Origin of the sequence: Pseudomonas cannabina (assembly GCF_900100365.1) — a bacterium.
Taxonomy (GTDB): Bacteria; Pseudomonadota; Gammaproteobacteria; order Pseudomonadales; family Pseudomonadaceae; genus Aquipseudomonas; species Aquipseudomonas cannabina.
Map to the genome: position 1 here is coordinate 2,392,747 of NZ_FNKU01000001.1, position 18,356 is coordinate 2,411,102.

Genomic DNA, 18,356 nt, shown 5'->3' on the forward strand with positions numbered 1-18,356 from the left:
AGTCATAAACATCGTTCCAGTCAAAGACAAACCCATGATTGTCGACAATTTCCTGATAACGCCCGAGCCTTTGCCCTGAATCAAGCTGAACAGACACACCGGTAGATCACTGGCAGCCACAAGGCTTCATGCTAGACTGCGCGTCGCGTCTGTACAGCGCGATCCGTGCGGGAGCCCGCGTTTGCGAGCTGCCTGCCTCACGTTTATCAGGCCCGTCCCGTTTGCGCCCTGACTCCCAAGGTTTTTTGCTCATCGCGCCAGGATTTATGAGACTGACAACCCTTCCCGCCTGCTTCTACCTGCTGTTTCTGCCCGCCGTGACCCTGGCCGCCAGCAAAACGGTGTACGGCCTCAATGAATACGCCAGGCTTAGCGATATCGACGTCGAAGTTCCGGCAAAACTCGACACCGGCGCCAAGACCGCATCACTGAGCGCCCGCGACATCAAGCATTTCAAGCGCAACGGCGAGAGCTGGGTGCGCTTTTATCTGGCCATCGACAGCAAACATATCCACCCTATCGAACGACCGCTCGCCCGGGTCAGCAAAATCAAACGGCGCGCCGACGATCTCGACCCGGACGATGACAACAAGTACTCGTCACGTCCGGTGATCAGCCTGGCTATTTGCATGGGTGAAGTTTTACGCACCATAGAAGTGAACTTGACCGACCGAAGTGCATTCCAATATCCGCTTTTGATCGGCTCCGAAGCCTTGAAACACTTTGATGCGCTGGTCGATCCAAGTCTTAAATACTCGGCAGGGAAGCCCGGCTGCGCTTCCGTCGCTCTAAACGCAGAGTAAATTCATGCGCTCTCTAACACTCCATCTGAAGATCCTGATCACTGCCCTGGTGACGCTGGGCATTGCGATCACGGCCTATCAGATACTGGCGCTCGGCATTCCGGTGACCGAAGACGAAACCGACGACCTGTGGAATATCGACGCCAAGGTCGAATTTGTCGCCAGCCCCAAGGATTCGGTGAAAATCCAGATGTTCGTGCCGCCGCTGGCCCACGATTACATCAGCCTGAACGAAAGCTTCATTTCGAATAATTACGGGGTCAGCGTCAATCGCGCAGACGGCAACCGTCGTGTCACCTGGTCGACCCGCCGCGCCAACGGCAACCAGACACTTTATTACCGGCTGGTGCTGACCAAACGCTACAGCGGCGAAAAACCCAAAGTCAAAGGCCCGATCTTCCGCGACAGCCTGCCCGTCGGCGGGCCTGAGAAAATTGCGGCCGAAGCGCTGCTTGCGCCCATTCGCCAGCACTCGGCAGATGTCGAGACCTTCATCACCGAGGCAATCAAACGCGTCAACAACCTCAACGATGACAACGTCAAGCTGCTGATGGCGGGCGATACCTCGGCGGCAAAGAAAGCCCAGATCACCGAACTGCTGTTGTCGATCGCGCACGTGCCGATGGAAAAAGCCCACACCATTCGTTTACAGGCAGAGCAGCCGCAGACCCCGGAGCTCTGGCTGCGCAGCTTCAATGGCAAGGAATGGCTGTATTTCAACCCGGACACCGGTGAAGCGGGTCTGCCGGAGGATCGCCTGCTGTGGTGGACCGGCGATGAAAATCTGGTCACGGCCGAGGGCGGCAAGAAAGTGCAGGTCACGTTCAGCCTGAACAACAGTGAAATGAACGCCATGCGCCTGGCCAAACTCACCGATGCCAGTACCGACTCGGACTTCCTGGCCTATTCGCTGTACGGCTTGCCGCTGCAAACCCAGCAGACCTTCATGATCATGGTCATGATCCCGATTGGCGTACTGGTCATTCTGATCCTGCGCAACCTGATCGGCCTGCAGACACTGGGTACCTTTACCCCGGTGCTGATCGCCCTGGCATTCCGCGAGACGCAACTGGGCTTTGGTATTGCGCTGTTCACCGTGATTACCGCGCTGGGGCTGTCGCTGCGGTCTTATCTGGAGCATCTGAAACTGCAGATGCTGCCGCGCCTGTCGGTGGTGCTGACCTTTGTCGTGGTGCTGATTGCCGCGATCAGCCTGTTCAGCCATAAGCTCGGGCTGGAGCGAGGCCTCTCGGTGGCGCTGTTCCCGATGGTGATTCTGACCATGACCATCGAACGCCTGTCGATCACCTGGGAAGAGCGCGGTGGCAGCCACGCTATGAAAGTCGCCGTCGGCACGCTGTTCGCGGCGTCGCTGGCCCACCTGATCATGAGCGTGCCGGAACTGACCTACTTCGTCTTCACATTCCCGGCCGTGTTGCTGGTGCTGGTCGGTTTCATGCTGGCGATGGGCAGATACCGTGGTTATCGCCTGACCGAGCTGATTCGCTTCAAGGCCTTCCTCAAAGAGGAGAAAGTCAAGTGATCGGCTGGTGGAAGACCTGGAAGGCGCTGGAGGCCCGCGGCATCATGGGCATCAACCGGCGCAACGCCGACTATGTGCTCAAGTACAACAAGCGCAGCCTGTACCAGATCGTCGATGACAAGATCATCACCAAGGAACGGGCGATCGCGGCGGGCATTCACGTGCCGGAGATGTACGGTGTCATCTCTACGGAAAAGGAAATTGACAGCCTTGACGAGATCATCGCAGGCCGTAGCGACTTCGTGATCAAGCCCGCTCAGGGCGCTGGCGGCGATGGCATTCTGGTCATTGCCGACCGCTTCGAGGAGCGCTTTCGCACGGTGTCCGGCCGGATCATCAGCCACTCGGAAATCGAGCATCAGGTGTCGAGCATTCTGACAGGCCTGTATTCGCTGGGCGGCCATCGCGACCGCGCGCTGATCGAATACCGGGTCGTGCCAGACCCGATCTTCAAAAGCATCAGTTACGAAGGCGTGCCCGACATCCGTATCATCGTGCTGATGGGCTACCCGGTCATGGCCATGTTGCGCCTGCCGACCCGTCAGTCGGGCGGCAAGGCCAACCTGCATCAGGGCGCCATCGGCGTCGGCGTCGATCCGGCGACGGGGATCACCCTGCAAGGCACCTGGCTGAACAGCATCATCAGCAAACATCCGGACACCGATCAGCAAGTGAATGGCGTGCAGTTGCCGAACTGGAATGGTTTCATGAAGCTCGCAGCCGAGTGTTACGAGCTGTGTGGCCTGGGCTATATCGGTGTGGACATGGTGCTGGACAAGGACAAAGGCCCGCTGATTCTGGAACTCAACGCCCGCCCCGGCCTGAATATCCAGATCGCCAATGATTATGGCCTGACGCTTCGTACGCAAGCCGTCGAAACACGACTGGAACAACTGGCCAGCGAGGGGCGTGTCGAGTCCGCCGAAGAAAGAGTCAGTTTCGTCCAGGAACTGTTCGGCCACATAGCTCAGAGCGTGAGTTCTGCTGACGCCCGGCAAACCTCCAGGACAGACTCGCCACCAACACCACAATCCACGGCCACGCCCTCAAAACCTGAACGTCGATAATGCCCACCTGCTCGATACACCCCCTGCCCTACAGCGCCGACCCGGCCGTGTTCTTTTCGCGGATCTGTGCGGCGCCGGGCGCGGTTCTGCTCGACAGTGGCAGACCGGTTGCCGAGCGCGGACGGCATGACCTGCTCAGCGCCTGGCCCTTGCAGAGCTTGACGGCGGCTGAAGGCGAAAGCGGCACTGCCTGTCTTCAGCGCCTGCGCGACAGCCTGGCATCGCTGGGGCATGCTGACTTGCCTGCCGACTGTACGCTGCCCTTTGCCGGCGGCCTGATCGGCTACCTGAGTTACGACTTTGGCCGACGTCTGGAGCCATTGCCCGACCGCGCCAGCGATGACCTGCATCTGCCTGAAGCGCAGCTGGGGCTCTACGCCTGGGCACTGGTCAGTAATCATCAGGAAAAAACCAGCCAGTTGGTCTTCCACCCGGCGCTGGCCGACGCCGAACGTCTACGGCTGATCGACCTGTTCACGGCTGGTCATGTGCAGCCACACGCGTCTTTTTCGCTGAACCAGCCATTTCAGGCCAGTATCAGCGCGGCTGACTATCGCCTGGCTTTCGAGCGGATTCAGGCTTACATACAGGCGGGCGATTGCTATCAGGTCAACTTCGCGCAACGTTTTCAGGCGCAGTGTGCTGGCGATCCATGGGCGGCTTATTGCGCGTTACGGGCAGCCTGCCCGACGCCGTTTGCCGGGTATCTGGCGCTGTCGGGAGCCGATGCGATTCTGAGCCTGTCCCCGGAGCGCTTCGTGAAGGTCAGTTCAGGGCAGGTGGAAACCCGCCCCATCAAAGGCACCCGGCCGCGCGGTGCCGACAGCGCGCAGGACGCGGCATTCGCCGAAGCGCTGCTCGCCAGCGAAAAAGACCGCGCGGAAAACCTGATGATCGTCGACTTGCTGCGCAATGACCTGGGCCGCAGTTGCAGGATTGGCTCGGTGCGGGTGCCGGAACTGTTCAGCCTGGAAAGCTACCCCAACGTGCACCATCTGGTGAGCAGCGTGACCGGCGAACTGGCCTCGGGCAACGATGCGCTGGACCTGATCGCCGGCAGTTTTCCGGGCGGTTCGATCACCGGCGCGCCGAAGATCCGCGCCATGCAGATCATCGACGAGCTGGAACCGACCCGCCGCAGCCTGTACTGCGGGTCATTGGTGTACCTGGATGTGCGCGGCGAGATGGACAGCTCGATTGCCATCCGCAGCCTGCTGGTCAAGGACGGACAAATCTCCTGCTGGGGCGGCGGCGGCATCGTCGCCGACTCGGACTGCGAAGCCGAGTACCAGGAAACCTTTACCAAGGTCCGGGTGCTGCTGGAGACGCTTGAGGCGCTTTGAACTGCGTCACTCGCTTGCAGCACTGTGCGCGTCTAAAGCACCAGATCCCGATTCGAGGCCTTGATGAATTCCTTCTTCAAATCCTCAAAGGTATGCACCGCCGGAAACTGCGGAAACTCGCGAATCACGTTGTCAGGCGCGTGAAACAGGATGCCCGCGTCGGCTTCGCCCAGCATGGTGGTGTCGTTGTACGAGTCACCCGCTGCGATGATTCGATAGTAGAGGCTCTTGAAAGCCAGTACTGACTGACGCTTCGGGTCCTTCTGACGCAATTGGTAACTGACCACGCGGTCGGTTTCATCGGTGATCAGCCGATGGCACAGCAGCGTCGGAAACCCCAGTTGACGCATCAGCGGCTGGGAGAATTCATAAAACGTGTCCGACAGAATCACTACCTGGAAGCGCTCGCGCAACCAGTCGACAAACTCCGCAGCGCCGTCCAGCGGCTTGAGGGTGCTGATCACTTGCTGAATGTCCGACAGCTTCAGACCGTGCTCGTCGAGAATGCGCAGGCGTTGCTTCATCAACACATCGTAGTCGGGAATATCTCGGGTGGAGGCGCGCAGGGATTCGATACCGGTTTTTTCGGCAAAGGCGATCCAGATTTCCGGGACCAGCACACCTTCCAGGTCAAGACAGGCAATTTCCACAGCACGCTCCTCACGAGTATTCACCCTCAAACGATGCGGCACTCTAGCCTTTGGCGACGGCCACTGAACAGTAGATTTTGTTACCATTGCCCTCATTACGAGCGCTTAAGCGCCACCTCTGGATTCAAGGAAGCCGCCTGATGAGCCAACCTTTCGATGTCGCCGAACTGGCGACGACTTATGCGAACAAATCTGCGCAGGACATTCTGAAGCTGGCCTTCGAGCATTTCGGTGATGAGCTGTGGATCTCGTTCAGCGGCGCTGAAGACGTCGTGCTGGTGGACATGGCCTGGAAACTGAACAAGAACGTCAAGGTCTTCAGCCTCGACACGGGGCGTCTGCATCCTGAAACCTACCGGTTCATCGAGCAGGTCCGCGACCACTACAAGATCGAGATTGAAATCATCTCGCCGGACCAGAGCAAGCTGGAGCCCTTCGTCAAGCAAAAGGGGCTGTTCAGCTTCTATCGGGACGGCCATGGCGAGTGCTGCGGGATTCGCAAGATCGAGCCGTTGCGTCGCAAACTGTCTGACGTCAAGGCCTGGGCCACCGGTCAGCGCCGCGACCAGAGCCCCGGCACCCGCAGCGCCGTCGCTGCACTGGAAATCGACACCGCGTTTTCGACCGCCGAACGCACGCTGTACAAGTTCAACCCGCTGGCGCAGATGAGCAGTGAAGAAATCTGGGGTTACATCCGGATGCTCGAACTGCCCTACAACAGCCTGCACGAGCGCGGGTTCATCAGCATCGGCTGTGAACCCTGCACGCGCCCGGTCCTGCCAAACCAACACGAACGTGAAGGCCGCTGGTGGTGGGAAGAAGCCACACAAAAAGAATGCGGCCTGCACGCCGGCAACCTGATAGCGCGCGACTGAGGTCGCGAGCTGCAAGCTGGAGTCTGCGGGCGCCTACTTGCAGCTTACAACCCGAAACTTAAAGCTGCCTCTCACGCTTTTACTTGCAGCTTGCAGCTCAAGGCTGCCCCTAATGCACCGGCAGCTCGACATTGGCAAACAGTTCTTCCATTTCCTGTTTGTTATGGCACTGGATCGCCTTGGCCATGACTTCGCGGGTCAGGTGCGGGGCGAATTTCTCGATGAAGTCGCACATGAAACCGCGCAGGAAAGTGCCGCGCCGGAAGGCAATTTTGGTTACGCTGGATTCGAACAGATCACTGGCGTCGAGCACCACCAGATCGCTGTCCACTTCCTCATCGACCGCCATTCTGGCAACGATGCCCACGCCCAGATTCAGCCTGACGTACGTCTTGATCACGTCGGCGTCCGCTGCAGTAAACACGACCTTGGGCACCAGGCCGCGGTGGCTGAAGGCTTCGTCCAGCTTGGAGCGGCCGGTAAAACCGAACACGTACGTCACAATCGGGTATTCCGCCAGCAACTCCAGGGTCAGCTTCGGCACTTTGGTCAACGGGTGGCCCTGCGGCACCACCACACAGCGGTTCCAGCGATAGCACGGCATCATCACCAGATCGCTGAACTGCTCGAGTGCTTCGGTGGCGATAGCGAAATCAACCGTACCGTCAGCCGCCATTTCAGCGATCTGCATCGGCGAGCCCTGATGCATGTGCAGCGCCACATCCGGATACTGCTTGATGAAGTTGCTGATCACCGGCGGCAACGCATAACGGGCCTGGGTGTGCGTGGTGGCGATCGACAGCGTGCCCTTCTTCTCGTTGGAGAATTCCTGGGCAATCTGCTTGATGCTTTCGACCTTGCGCAGAATTTCGCCAGCGGTCGTGATGATCCGTTCGCCAGCCGGTGTCACACGCGTCAGGTGCTTGCCGCTGCGGGCAAAGACTTCGACGCCCAATTCGTCTTCAAGCAGACGGATCTGTTTACTGATGCCGGGTTGAGAGGTGTAAAGGCTCTGGGCCGTCGCGGAAACATTGAGGTCGTGGTGCGCCACTTCCCAAATGTAGCGCAGTTGTTGAAGCTTCATATGTATCCCTCAAAGCAGATAAGCCCTATGGGCATCAGCGACGGTATATAACTGGATTAATGGTAGACGAATAATTCTAGAACTTTTTATCACCTTTGTGAGGTGATCGCACGCTCGAATTCAACAAAACACCAAATTGACCTTCCTTACCTTCGCCCTTTGTTCAGCATGATAGGCACCATGTAGATCGGCACCTCGGAAAGCTGCAAAACCCTGGCAGCCGTACGACCAATCGCCCCCCCTTCCTCCACCCTGCGGCTGTGACTGCCGACCACCAGCAGGTCCACATCCAGTTTCTGCGCCTGTTCAAGAATCACGCTGGAGGGCTCCCCCTGCATGACGCGCACGGTGCGGATGAAAGACAGGTCCTGATGACCCTCCCCCAGTTCCTCACGAAAGCCGTCAAGCATCCGTTGCTCTATCGCCTCCATGAAAGCACCCACGCCCTGGCTGTGCAGCTCAAGCAACGCATCCTTACCCAGATAACTCTGCAACACCGATTCGGCGAACAGCCCCATAGGCTCCACAACATGGATAACGTAAAGTCCGGCGTTGAAAGTCCGAGCCAGCGCCAACGCATGCTGCGTCACGTAAGGCGCGTAAAGACCGAGGTCTGTGGCATATAACATCGATCGAACCATACAACCTCCAAGACAACCGGAATGGCGGAGATTGAATCAGCTTAGCAGTGCATCCGCCGCTGCGATGGCGGCCTTCAGCGCTCGCCCGTCTCCAGCCTGACTTCGTTACTGATGCCGTGCGGAACATGCCCGGTCGCGACGACGTCACGAGCCTGTTCGCAATGACCGGGCTGGTCATCGAAAAACACATCGGCAGCAAAGGCTTCCAGAAATGCCGACTTCTGCAAACCGCCCAGAAACAGTGACTCGTCCAGACGGATGTCCCATTCACGCAGCGTACGAATGACCCGCTCATGGGCGGGTGCCGAGCGAGCCGTGACCAGCGCGGTACGAATCGGGCAACTGGCGTCGGGAAACTCGCGCTGTAACCGATTCAGCGCGGCAAGGAACGGTTTGAACGGTCCACCGCGTAGCGGTTCGCGGGCCGACTCGCGTTCACTGGCCTGAAACGCCGCCAGCCCGCCCGTCTGGTAGACGCGCTCCGATTCATCGGAAAACAGTACCGCATCACCATCGAAGGCGATGCGCAATTCAGCGCTGGCCGCACGTCGCGCACCGCCCGACAGAATGGTTGCGGCGGCAAATCCGGCATCCAGCGCGCTGCGCACGTCTTCTGCGTGTGTCGACAGGAACAGATGACAACCAAACGCCGCGAGATAGGGGTACGGACTGCGCCCGCCCGCGAACGCAGCGCGCGTGATGTCCAGCCCGTAATGCTGAATCGAATTGAATACCCGCAGGCCGGTGTCGGCACTGTTGCGCGAGACCAGCACCACCTCGACCCGCGCCTGGCCGAGACTGGCGTTGAGGCTCAGCAGTTTTTCCACCAGCGGGAACGCATCGCCCTGCTCGAGCACTTCGTCCTCGTGCTCGATCTGATACTTGCGGTAGGCCTCGACGCCGTCAGCCATGTAAACCGCGTGGCTGTCGCGCAGATCGAACAGCGCCCGCGATGAAATAGCCAGCACCAGCTTGTGGTCGTTACTTTCCGCCATGAACTTTCCCTCTTTATATTCAGCGACGACTGCGATCGATAAATCCCAGCGCCTGATACAACGTGCGCACCCGCGGCATGTAGCAACCCGCCGCAAGCGCTGCGGCCAGCGGCCGGGCGTAGATGGCTTGCAGCTCCAGCGGGCGGCGCTCGACCAGATCGTGGTACATGCTCGGTCTGTAGTCCGGCATGCTTTCGGTCACCGAAAACAGCTGTTCCGCGAAGCCTGCCGGCAATGCATGGCCACAGGCTTCGGCGCCTTGCACTACCTCATCCATCAAGGCCCTGACCAGCGCCCGGCTGTCGGGATCGGCCATCAGCTCGCGGGTACCCGTCTGCAACAACGCGGCCAGCCCGTTGTAGGGCACGTTCCAGACCAGCTTGCGCCAACGCGCCTGTTGCAGATTTTCCATGGTATGCGCTTCGACATCAGAGGCCCGGAACAACTCGGCACAGGCCTCGACAATGGCCAGACGTCCGGCGTCATCGGCCGCCGGACCGCTGTGATAACCCACGCTGACCGCGCCAAAGGCCTGATGCACCACGTTGCCGGGAGCGACCCGGTGCACGCAAATGAAACACAATCCGCCTAATATATGCAGGCTGTCGGGCAGTACCGCACGCAACTCGTCTTCGACAGCCAGACCGTTCTGCAACAGCAGCACCTTTGCATCTGGCGCGGCTGCTTGCTGGATGATCGGCCCCAATGCCGCATTGCCGGTGCTTTTGGTGCCGACCAGCAACCAGTCGCACGGCGGCATGTCGGCGGCGGCGGAATAGGCTTTGACGGGCTTGAGGTGCAGTTCGCCATGTACGGCGCTGCTGATCTGTAGCCCGTCGCTTGCTACCGCTTCGAACTCGCTGCGCAACAGAAAATGCACGTCGAACCCGGCGCGCGCCAGCATCAGGCCGTAAAAACCGCCGATGGCACCGGTACCGATGATGCCGATTCGTGGCTGCTCTGGATGGACACTCATAACGTCTCTCTCGGCTGTCTGTGTGTTTCAGGGTGCGGCGTACACTATCCGTCGCAGCGCATCGTGTTGCAAATACCGATGCGCACAATGGCCGTCGACTCGTTTACTTATTGTCGAACAGCGCGATAACGCGCTAAGGTTCGGCTCCCCGCTGCGCTCAAACCTGCTGGGCCCCGCCGCACGGGGGACCGTTGGCGGCCAGTACCCGCGACCTGATGAGTAACACGATGGCTGATTTACCGATTAATGACCTCAACGTTGCGTCCAACGAGACACTGATCACGCCGGATCAGCTCAAGCGCGACATCCCGCTGACCGATGCTGCCCTGCGCACCGTCAGCCAGGGCCGCGAAGTGATTCGCAACATTCTTGATGGCAACGACCACCGCCTGTTCATCGTGATCGGCCCCTGCTCGATCCATGATCTCAAGGCTGCCAAAGAATACGCCGAGCGCCTCAAAACGCTGGCGGCTGAAGTCTCCGACACCCTGTATCTGGTCATGCGCGTCTACTTCGAAAAGCCCCGCACCACGGTTGGCTGGAAGGGCCTGATCAACGATCCGTATCTGGACGACTCGTTCAAGATCCAGGACGGCCTGCACATCGGTCGTCAATTGCTGCTGGACCTCGCGGAAATGGGCCTGCCTACCGCAACCGAAGCGCTGGACCCGATTTCGCCACAGTACCTGCAAGACCTGATCAGCTGGTCGGCCATCGGCGCGCGCACCACCGAATCCCAGACCCACCGCGAAATGGCCTCCGGCCTGTCCTCGGCAGTCGGTTTCAAGAACGGCACCGATGGCGGCCTGACCGTTGCGATCAATGCCTTGCAGTCGGTCTCCAGCCCGCATCGTTTCCTGGGTATCAATCAGGAAGGCGGCGTATCGATCGTGACCACCAAAGGCAATGCCTATGGTCACGTGGTGTTGCGCGGCGGCAATGGCAAGCCCAACTACGACTCGGTCAGCGTTGCGCTCTGCGAACAGGCCTTGAACAAGGCAGGTATTCGCCCGAACATCATGGTCGATTGCAGCCACGCCAACTCCAACAAGGACCCGGCCCTGCAACCGCTGGTGATGGAAAACGTCGCCAACCAGATTCTGGAAGGTAACGAGTCGATCATCGGTCTGATGGTCGAGAGCCATTTGAACTGGGGTTGTCAGTCGATTCCGAAGGACCTGTCGGAGTTGCAGTACGGAGTATCGATTACCGATGCCTGCATCGACTGGGAAAGCACGGAAAAAACCCTGCGCAGCATGCACGCCAAGCTCAAGGGCGTGCTGCCGGCGCGCAAGCGCAGGTAATGGCTTGATCGGGCATCGCGCAGTCACGAAAACGCCGGGCAATTGCCCGGCGTTTTTCATGTTGCTGGTGTTAGCGACCCATCAGAGTTTGGCAGCCTGTGACTGCAAGTCATGCAGCTCCATGTAGCGTTCGACATAAGAGCAGGATGGAATGACGGAATAGCCCATGGTGTCGGCGTAGTCCAGCGCTTCCTTGGTCAGGGCGGCGGCAATTCCGCGACCGCGCAAGGCGTCGGGCACGAAAGTTCGGTAGAAGTCCAGGGTCTGCTTGCCGAGATCCATGTACGTCAGGTAGGCACGGTGGCCATCGATAATAATTTCGAAATGGTGGCCGGTTTCATCATGGTGGATGGACAACGCCTCGCTCATTGCGACTCCTAGCGGGTCTTGGAATTTGACCCCTACCTTACCGATCTTTTTCCGGCGAAGGAACATCTACGCCACCCGTATCTGTTTATCGCCGGAAAGAGCATTGCCGATCTCGACAAACAGCACGGATGGATAGTAGGCACCAATACTGAATATGCTCAAGCGCAGTCAGGGTAAAAACCATGAAATTGTCCGTCGGCCGACCGACAGTCGGGCACTTCAAGTGCCTGTGCCTGCTGCGCGAGAGAGGACCAGGAACCCCGGATTCAGTCGGCGGCTCGATAAAAGTGGATAGTTTTCGTACAGAACTCACAAGAAGTAACGCAGAACACTTTTAAAGCCGGGATTTTTAGCGGCTTCTTGCGCTGGGTCCGTTTACTTACTACAAACAATGGGTACTATGTACGCCGGTCGTTTTCTCATTCTCGAGAGATGACTAATTTGAACAAAACTCCTTGAAGGTGAACACGATGAACAACGTTCTGAAATTCTCTGCTCTGGCTCTGGCCGCAGTTCTGGCTACCGGTTGCAGCAGCGTATCCAAAGAAACCGAAGCTCGTCTGACAGCTACCGAAGACGCAGCAGCTCGTTCGCAAGCTCGTGCCGACGAAGCCTATCGCAAGGCTGACGAAGCTCTGGCTGCTGCTCAAAAAGCTCAGCAAACTGCTGACGAAGCCAACGAGCGCGCTCTGCGCATGTTGGACAAAGCTAGCCGCAAGTAATAATCCTTCGGGGTTGTTGAAAGCCGATCCGGCAACGGGTCGGCTTTTTTTTGTGTGTTTTTTGAGGTGGTTGCTCGCGTAATGGGCGACGCTTCGCTTGAGCGATCTATCGGGACTGTGATTCTCGTTCCCACGCTCCGCGTGGAAATGCATTTCGTGACGCTCTGCGTCACACGGCGGCTCTGCGATTTCAGTGAAATTTCGGTTCGCCTTGAGGCACCTTTTCGCCCCTCGGCGAGTGACTTTGAAGGATCAAAGTAACCAAAATCCTGGCTCCGTTTCCGGCCCGACTTCGTCGGGTTCCTTCGTCCTGACACTGATCCGGGGGCCGCCGCAACGGGCCATCCATGGCCCGAATGCGGCTTGCTCGGCGTCCTGCCTCGCATCCCCCGGATCAGCGCCAGGCCTCAGCCGTCACTTACGTCGCAACCGGTGTCGTCAGTGATATCGCGGTAAAAAAAGCGCTTTGATTATCAACTATCGTGCGACGCTCCGCGTCGCATGCCGTTCTGGACGCTCTGCGTCCGACCGACTGCCAACACGCGCTGGCACGAGAGGCAATTGGCCGCTCTACTGAAAAATCACCGGTTCTTCCGCGCTCGCAGAAGCAACCCCCGGCACTGCGATCTCGACCGGCATGCCGTCTTCGGCTGCTACCACGTCGCGGACTCGATCCCAGTTCATGCGCAGGTTGTTGGCGAGGTCGTCGCGTTTGAGCAGGGCGTTGATGACGGCGGTGTGTTTGTCGACCACCGATGGATTGCCCAGGTCGTCGACCGGCGTGTGCGCTTCAAGGTAGACCTTGCCGCCACTGATGCCGAATTTGTAGGGTTCGCTGATGATGCGCACGGTGGTGCCGACCGGGGCCATGTCGGCCAGTTCCAGTACGTTGTCGTTGTACATGCGGAAGCAGCCGTGGCTGGTGCGCATGCCGATGCCGAATTTCTTGTTCGAGCCGTGGATCAGGTAGCCGGACATCCCCAGACCGAATTTGAACGGCCCCAGCGGGTTGTCCGGGCCGGCAGGTACCACGTCGGGCAGCGGATCGCCATCAGCAGCATGCTCGGCCTTGATGGAAGCCGGTGGCGTCCAGGTCGGGTTTGGCGTCTTGGCGGTCACTTTGGTCACGCCAATGGGCGAGCCCCAGCCTTCACGGCCGACACCCAGCGGATAGGTGTGCACCACATTCTGCCCTTTGGGGTAGTAATACATGCGGTATTCGGCCAGATTGATGACGATACCTTCGCGCGGACCCGGCGGCAGGATGAAACGGGTCGGCAGCACAATATCCTTGCCTGCGCCCGGCAACCAGGGGTCTACACCCGGATTGGCGGCGATCATTTCCAGATAGCCCAGATCGTATTTCGTGCCCAGGTCGGCGAAGGTATCTTCATACCTGGCCTTGATCACCTGCACTTCACCGACGATGTCCTCACCGGGCGGCGGCAATGGAAACTCAAGTGCATGGACGGAGCTCGCCGCGCAGAGAGCAGCAAGTGACAGACAGCGGGTAACGGCTGGAATGCGCGACAACATCCGGAAAGATCCTTCGAGTAACGACGATAGAGACAAGTCTGGAAGTGTACACCTGCGCTCGCGGGATCGGTGATATCTGCGGTGAGCCTGCAGCCGATGATGACGCTAGAGTTCAGGCCAGATCGGATTCATCCCCCTGCGCTGCGCATCCATGATGGCCTTGCACAGAGGGCACAGACGCTCGTCGCGCATGGCCTGCAGTTCGACCGCAGACATTTGCGGCTGGGCAGGCAGCAACGTGCCGCACAATGTCCGGTCGATGGAGCCGCCCAGTTCAAGCTGGCGCGCAATCAAATGCACCCGCACTTCCTGGCAGGCGAACAGATCCAGTTGTTCATGGGGTTCAAGCATTTGGTAGGCATACAAGGACCAGGCGGGACGCGGCATGGGGGGCTCCAGATCGGGGGCGCCACATTAGCCGAAAGCCCCCGCACAGGAAAGCCTCAAAGCAGCGGTTTCAGGCTCGGCCAGACATTTTCCAGCAGCTTGCCCTGCGCTGCCGCTGCGGGATGCAGGCCATCAGCCTGCATCAACTCGGGCACCCCGCCCACGCCTTCCAGAAAAAACGGCACGAACGGGACTTTTTTCTCCTCGGCCAGGCTGCTGTAAACCTCTTTGAACGCGTTGGTGTAACGCGGCCCGTAGTTGGGCGGTATCTGCATGCCCAGCAATAACACTTTTGCACCGGCTGCCCGAGAGCTGTCGATCATCGATGAAAGGTTTTGTTGCAATTGAGCGGGCTGCTGGCCGCGCAGCCCGTCGTTACCACCCAGTTCGAGAATAACCAGCTCGGGCTTATGCTCTGCAAGCAGCGCAGGCAAACGCGCCTGGCCTCCTGCGCTGGTGTCGCCGCTAATGGACGCATTGACCACCTTGTCGTCGTATCCTTCCCTCGCCAGTCGTTGTTCCAGCAGGCTCACCCACCCCACGCGGGTATCCAGGCCGAAAGCCGCACTGATACTATCGCCAACGATCAACACCGTGCCCGCCATTGCGCCCTGTGACAGCAGCAACGACCCCAGGCCAGCACTTAAAAACCACGCACGCATCGGATTCTCCATGAGTGAAAGTATTCTCAGTGCCCAAAGCCTCAGCAAAGTGGTCCCCAGCACCGAAGGTGACCTGACTATCCTGCACGAACTCTCCCTGGAACTAAACAAGGGCGACACGCTGGCAATCGTCGGCGCCTCCGGTTCGGGCAAATCCACCCTGCTCGGCCTGCTCGCCGGGCTGGACCTGCCCAGTGCCGGCTCGGTGATTCTCTCGGGCCGCAACCTCAGCGAACTGGACGAAGACCAGCGCGCCAGAGTCCGCGCCGAGCACGTCGGTTTTGTCTTTCAGTCGTTCCAGTTGCTCGACAGCCTGAACGCGCTGGAAAACGTCATGCTGCCGATGGAGCTGGAAGGCCGCAAGGACGCCCGTGAAAAAGCCCGCAACCTGCTGGAACGAGTCGGGCTTGGCCAACGCCTGACCCATACGCCACGGCAATTGTCCGGTGGCGAGCAGCAACGGGTTGCGATTGCCCGCGCCTTTGCGGCCGACCCGGACGTGCTGTTTGCCGACGAACCCACCGGTAACCTCGACAGTCACACCGGCGAGCGTATCAGCGACCTGCTGTTCGAGCTGAACAAAGAGCGCAATACCACGCTGGTGCTGGTGACCCACGATGAGCGTCTGGCCCATCGCTGTCGCCGTCTGATCCGTCTCGAAGGGGGCCGTCTGGTCGCCCCGCTGGAGCCTTGATGGCACGTTTGCCTTTTACCCGACTGCTGAGCCTTGCGGCCCGTCAATTGCTGCGCGATGCCCGCGCCGGAGAATTGCGGGTCTTGTTTTTTGCCCTGCTGGTCGCCGTGGCCGCCAGCACCGCCATCGGTTACTTCGGTGCGCGCCTGAATGGCGCGATGCTGTTGCGGGCGACCGAGTTCCTGGGCGCTGATCTGATTCTCGAAGGTTCGAGCCCGGCGCGTGCCGAGCAAGTCGAGGAAGGTAAACAGTTACAACTCAAGCACGCGCAGATTGTGGTGTTTTCCAGCGTGATCGCTACCGACGCCGGTATCCAGCTGTCGAGCATCAAGGCGGTGGATGACGTTTACCCGTTGCGCGGTGAACTGAAAAGCGCCCCCGACCTGTACCAGCCCGAGCAGGCTGGCAGTGGCCCGAAACCCGGCGAAGCCTGGGCCGAGGCACGGCTGCTTCCGGCGGTCGACCTGAAGGTGGGCGACGACATCGATGTCGGCTCCAAAACCCTGAAACTGACCCGCATTCTGACTTATGAGCCGGACCGGGCCGGCAATTTCTATAGCCTGACGCCCAGGGTGATGATCAATCTGCAAGACCTGGCCGCCACCGGTGTGGTTCAGCCTGGCAGCCGGGTCACCTACCGGGAAATGTGGAGTGGCCCGCCCGAAGCGCTGGCCGCTTACCGCAAGGCCATCCAGCCGGGCCTTGAACCGCATCAGGAAATCAAGGACGCCCGCGACGGCAGCCAGCAGATTGGCGGTGCGCTGGGCAAGGCCGAGCGTTACCTGAACATGGCCAGTCTGGTGGCTGTGCTGCTGGTCGGCGTGGCCGTGGCGCTCTCGGCGTCGCGCTTTGCCGCGCGACGCTTCGATGCCAGCGCCCTGCTTCGCTGCCTGGGCCTGTCGCGTGGCGAGACCATGGCACTGTTCAGCCTGCAATTGGCAATCATCGGCCTGCTCGCCAGCCTCAGCGGCGCATTGCTGGGCTGGCTTGCACAACTCGGGCTGTTCGCCCTGCTGCAAAACCTGCTTCCGGCCACTGTGCCAGCGGGCGGGCTGGTGCCGGCGATGGCAGGCATGGGCACCGGGCTGGTGGCGCTGGCCGGTTTTGCCCTGCCGCCACTGGCTGCTCTGGGCCGCGTACCGCCGTTGCGCGTGTTGCGCCGCGACATGCTGCCGATCCCCGCCAGTTCATGGCTGGTGTATGGCGCAGCGCTAATGGCGCTCGGTCTGATCATGTGGCGGCTGAGCCTGGACCTGGTCCTCACGTTTGCTCTGCTGGGCGGCGGCATTGTGGCGGCGCTGGTATTGGGCAGCCTGTTATTGCTGGTGCTCAACAGCTTGCGCCGCCTGCTGGCCGGGGCGTCGCTGCCATGGCGGCTGGGTCTTGGGCAACTGCTGCGTTATCCGCTGGCCGCCGCCGGTCAGTCACTGGCCCTCGGCCTGATCCTGCTATCGATGGGCCTGATCGCGCTGCTGCGTGGCGAATTGCTCGACACCTGGCAGAACCAGTTGCCCAAGGACGCACCGAATTATTTCGTGCTCAATGTGTTGCCTGCCGACAAAGACAACTTCGCCCAGACCCTGAGCAAGCTTTCCCCTCACGCTGCGCCGCTCTATCCAGTGGTGCCGGGACGTTTGACCAGCATCAATGGCGAACCGGTGAGCAACTTTGTCACCAAGGACTCGCGCGGCGAAAATGCAACGCGCCGTGACCTGAGCCTGACCTGGGCGGCTGACTTGCCCGAGGGCAACGCCTTGACCGCTGGCAACTGGTGGAAAGACCTGCCCGCCTCCGGTCAGAGCGAAGCAACGCCCGGTGTGTCGATTGAGACCAAGCTGGCAGAGAGTCTGAACATCCACGTAGGTGATCGTCTGAGTTTCATTGTCGGCGGCCTGACACGTGACGCGGTGGTCACCAGCCTGAGGACGGTGAACTGGGACACCTTCCAGCCCAACTTCTTCATGATCTTCCAGCCCGGCACATTGGCCGACCTGCCCACCACTTATTTGACCAGCTTCTATCTGCCTCCTGGCCAGGACAAGCAGATCGTCGAACTGTCGCGCGCCTATCCATCGATCAGCATTCTGGGCGTCGAAGCCTTGCTGGCGCAGGTACGCAGCATTCTCGATCAGGTCACCCTGGCGGTGCAGTTCGTGCTGCTGTTCGTGCTGGCGGCGGGCATCGCCGTACTGTTTTCGGGATTGCAGGCAACGCTGGACGAGCGCATCCGGCAAGGCGCGCTGCTGCGTGCGCTGGGTGCCGAGCGAGCACTGCTGATCAAGTCGCGGCGTATCGAGTTCGGTTTGCTGGGCGCCGCCAGCGGCGTGCTGGCGGCACTGGGCTGCGAGCTGGTGAGCTTCGTGCTGTATCGCTATGCATTTTCACTCGACTGGCAGCCCCACCCGTGGCTGTTGCTGCTGCCGGTGATCGGCGCGTTGCTGGTCGGTGGCGCCGGCGTATTCGGCACCCGCCGCGCGCTGAACGTCAGCCCGCTGACCGTGCTCCGCGAGGGTTGAGGCTAGAATCTGCTCAGCGTCATGCACAACGCCTCAAGAGTCAGAAATACGGGGCTTCTGCCCGGAGGGCGTGGGAACAACCGGGCGACACTTAGCTTGTGTGGGAGCGGACTTGTCCGCGAAGGCTATGGTGGGAGCAACAAATTTTTTGCGGATGTACCATCCTCTTCGCGGACAAGTCCGCTCCTA

General features: G+C 59.9%; 18 protein-coding genes. 9 read left to right on the top strand and 9 right to left on the bottom strand.

Translation table 11 applies throughout. The annotated features are described in order from the left end of the window. Window positions 1-266: 266 nt before the first annotated feature. Genes rloA through pabB form a run of 4 tightly spaced genes read left to right on the top strand, consistent with a single transcriptional unit; the run spans window position 267 to window position 4,756 of the window. A complete protein-coding gene (gene rloA / locus BLT55_RS11295; protein WP_054998793.1) occupies window positions 267-803 on the top strand; it encodes a retropepsin-like aspartic peptidase RloA in 537 nt (178 codons plus the stop codon). Between the two features lie 4 nt (window positions 804-807). Continuing rightward, window positions 808-2,346, top strand: a complete 1,539-nt coding sequence (rloB, locus tag BLT55_RS11300) for an osmotic stress tolerance membrane protein RloB (protein ID WP_054998792.1) — start codon at window positions 808-810, stop codon at window positions 2,344-2,346. After that, the gene (locus tag BLT55_RS11305; protein WP_054998791.1) at window positions 2,343-3,413 is read left to right on the top strand and encodes an alpha-L-glutamate ligase-like protein; all 1,071 of its coding nucleotides are present in this window, start codon (window positions 2,343-2,345) and stop codon (window positions 3,411-3,413) included. Before rloB ends, BLT55_RS11305 begins: the two co-directional genes overlap by 4 nt. Further along, on the top strand, window positions 3,413-4,756 hold the full coding sequence (gene pabB / locus BLT55_RS11310) for an aminodeoxychorismate synthase component I (RefSeq protein WP_054998790.1): 1,344 nt from the start codon (window positions 3,413-3,415) through the stop codon (window positions 4,754-4,756). Before BLT55_RS11305 ends, pabB begins: the two co-directional genes overlap by 1 nt. A gap of 32 nt (window positions 4,757-4,788) precedes the next feature. Here the strand turns inward: pabB and thrH are convergent, their stop codons facing one another. Next, window positions 4,789-5,406 (bottom strand): bifunctional phosphoserine phosphatase/homoserine phosphotransferase ThrH, encoded by a 618-nt coding sequence (gene thrH, locus BLT55_RS11315; protein ID WP_054998789.1) that lies wholly within the window; start codon window positions 5,404-5,406, stop codon window positions 4,789-4,791. Window positions 5,407-5,546: 140 nt separating this feature from the next. Here thrH and BLT55_RS11320 point away from each other — a divergent pair, with 140 nt between their 5' ends. Continuing rightward, a complete protein-coding gene (locus BLT55_RS11320; protein ID WP_007249938.1) occupies window positions 5,547-6,281 on the top strand; it encodes a phosphoadenylyl-sulfate reductase in 735 nt (244 codons plus the stop codon). A 109-nt stretch (window positions 6,282-6,390) separates the two neighbouring features. Here the strand turns inward: BLT55_RS11320 and cysB are convergent, their stop codons facing one another. From cysB to BLT55_RS11340, 4 genes are all read right to left on the bottom strand, one after another. Further along, on the bottom strand, window positions 6,391-7,365 hold the full coding sequence (gene cysB, locus BLT55_RS11325; protein ID WP_003382487.1) for an HTH-type transcriptional regulator CysB: 975 nt from the start codon (window positions 7,363-7,365) through the stop codon (window positions 6,391-6,393). 146 nt (window positions 7,366-7,511) lie between these two features. Further along, window positions 7,512-8,006: a universal stress protein gene (locus tag BLT55_RS11330; protein ID WP_054998788.1), complete on the bottom strand. Its 495-nt coding sequence runs from the start codon at window positions 8,004-8,006 to the stop codon at window positions 7,512-7,514. A gap of 74 nt (window positions 8,007-8,080) precedes the next feature. After that, entirely contained in the window at window positions 8,081-9,001 is a 921-nt protein-coding gene (locus BLT55_RS11335) for a 5'-nucleotidase (RefSeq protein ID WP_054998787.1), read from the bottom strand. A gap of 19 nt (window positions 9,002-9,020) precedes the next feature. Further along, entirely contained in the window at window positions 9,021-9,977 is a 957-nt protein-coding gene (locus tag BLT55_RS11340) for a putative 2-dehydropantoate 2-reductase (protein ID WP_054998786.1), read from the bottom strand. A 227-nt stretch (window positions 9,978-10,204) separates the two neighbouring features. Here BLT55_RS11340 and BLT55_RS11345 point away from each other — a divergent pair, with 227 nt between their 5' ends. After that, entirely contained in the window at window positions 10,205-11,281 is a 1,077-nt protein-coding gene (locus tag BLT55_RS11345; protein ID WP_054998785.1) for a 3-deoxy-7-phosphoheptulonate synthase, read from the top strand. Between the two features lie 81 nt (window positions 11,282-11,362). On the opposite strand, the gene BLT55_RS11350 is transcribed toward BLT55_RS11345, so the two are convergent. Further along, entirely contained in the window at window positions 11,363-11,650 is a 288-nt protein-coding gene (locus BLT55_RS11350; RefSeq protein ID WP_007249944.1) for a GNAT family N-acetyltransferase, read from the bottom strand. 470 nt (window positions 11,651-12,120) lie between these two features. On the opposite strand from BLT55_RS11350, the gene oprI reads away from it, so the two are divergent. Beyond that, entirely contained in the window at window positions 12,121-12,372 is a 252-nt protein-coding gene (oprI, locus tag BLT55_RS11355; protein WP_002553018.1) for an outer membrane lipoprotei OprI, read from the top strand. A 570-nt stretch (window positions 12,373-12,942) separates the two neighbouring features. Here oprI and BLT55_RS11370 read toward each other — a convergent pair. The 3 genes from BLT55_RS11370 to BLT55_RS11380 form a co-directional block, all read right to left on the bottom strand. Continuing rightward, window positions 12,943-13,908 carry a L,D-transpeptidase family protein gene (locus tag BLT55_RS11370; protein ID WP_007249945.1) on the bottom strand — a complete coding sequence of 322 codons (966 nt, stop codon included), beginning with the start codon at window positions 13,906-13,908 and terminating at the stop codon, window positions 12,943-12,945. Between the two features lie 105 nt (window positions 13,909-14,013). Beyond that, window positions 14,014-14,295 carry a hypothetical protein gene (locus BLT55_RS11375; protein ID WP_007249946.1) on the bottom strand — a complete coding sequence of 94 codons (282 nt, stop codon included), beginning with the start codon at window positions 14,293-14,295 and terminating at the stop codon, window positions 14,014-14,016. 56 nt (window positions 14,296-14,351) lie between these two features. After that, window positions 14,352-14,957 carry an arylesterase gene (locus BLT55_RS11380; RefSeq protein WP_054999127.1) on the bottom strand — a complete coding sequence of 202 codons (606 nt, stop codon included), beginning with the start codon at window positions 14,955-14,957 and terminating at the stop codon, window positions 14,352-14,354. A 10-nt stretch (window positions 14,958-14,967) separates the two neighbouring features. Between BLT55_RS11380 and BLT55_RS11385 the strand changes: the two genes are divergently transcribed. Both BLT55_RS11385 and BLT55_RS11390 read left to right on the top strand, forming a co-directional pair. Beyond that, entirely contained in the window at window positions 14,968-15,651 is a 684-nt protein-coding gene (locus BLT55_RS11385) for an ABC transporter ATP-binding protein (RefSeq protein ID WP_007249948.1), read from the top strand. Next, entirely contained in the window at window positions 15,651-18,167 is a 2,517-nt protein-coding gene (locus BLT55_RS11390) for an ABC transporter permease (RefSeq protein ID WP_054999128.1), read from the top strand. The genes BLT55_RS11385 and BLT55_RS11390 overlap by 1 nt, the downstream gene beginning before the upstream one ends. Window positions 18,168-18,356: the final 189 nt, after the last annotated feature.

Excerpts from the sequence above, each read along its gene's own strand:
- pabB (WP_054998790.1), top strand. The coding sequence starts at position 3,413 with ATGCCCACCTGCTCGATACACCCCCTGCCCTACAGCGCCGACCCGGCC.
- BLT55_RS11320 (WP_007249938.1), top strand. The coding sequence starts at position 5,547 with ATGAGCCAACCTTTCGATGTCGCCGAACTGGCGACGACTTATGCGAAC.
- oprI (WP_002553018.1), top strand. The coding sequence starts at position 12,121 with ATGAACAACGTTCTGAAATTCTCTGCTCTGGCTCTGGCCGCAGTTCTG.
- BLT55_RS11390 (WP_054999128.1), top strand. The coding sequence starts at position 15,651 with ATGGCACGTTTGCCTTTTACCCGACTGCTGAGCCTTGCGGCCCGTCAA.
- BLT55_RS11330 (WP_054998788.1), bottom strand. The coding sequence starts at position 8,006 with ATGGTTCGATCGATGTTATATGCCACAGACCTCGGTCTTTACGCGCCT.
- BLT55_RS11375 (WP_007249946.1), bottom strand. The coding sequence starts at position 14,295 with ATGCCGCGTCCCGCCTGGTCCTTGTATGCCTACCAAATGCTTGAACCC.
- BLT55_RS11370 (WP_007249945.1), bottom strand. The coding sequence starts at position 13,908 with ATGTTGTCGCGCATTCCAGCCGTTACCCGCTGTCTGTCACTTGCTGCT.
- BLT55_RS11340 (WP_054998786.1), bottom strand. The coding sequence starts at position 9,977 with ATGAGTGTCCATCCAGAGCAGCCACGAATCGGCATCATCGGTACCGGT.
- BLT55_RS11345 (WP_054998785.1), top strand. The coding sequence starts at position 10,205 with ATGGCTGATTTACCGATTAATGACCTCAACGTTGCGTCCAACGAGACA.
- BLT55_RS11385 (WP_007249948.1), top strand. The coding sequence starts at position 14,968 with ATGAGTGAAAGTATTCTCAGTGCCCAAAGCCTCAGCAAAGTGGTCCCC.
- BLT55_RS11350 (WP_007249944.1), bottom strand. The coding sequence starts at position 11,650 with ATGAGCGAGGCGTTGTCCATCCACCATGATGAAACCGGCCACCATTTC.
- cysB (WP_003382487.1), bottom strand. The coding sequence starts at position 7,365 with ATGAAGCTTCAACAACTGCGCTACATTTGGGAAGTGGCGCACCACGAC.
- rloB (WP_054998792.1), top strand. The coding sequence starts at position 808 with ATGCGCTCTCTAACACTCCATCTGAAGATCCTGATCACTGCCCTGGTG.
- rloA (WP_054998793.1), top strand. The coding sequence starts at position 267 with ATGAGACTGACAACCCTTCCCGCCTGCTTCTACCTGCTGTTTCTGCCC.
- BLT55_RS11335 (WP_054998787.1), bottom strand. The coding sequence starts at position 9,001 with ATGGCGGAAAGTAACGACCACAAGCTGGTGCTGGCTATTTCATCGCGG.
- BLT55_RS11380 (WP_054999127.1), bottom strand. The coding sequence starts at position 14,957 with ATGCGTGCGTGGTTTTTAAGTGCTGGCCTGGGGTCGTTGCTGCTGTCA.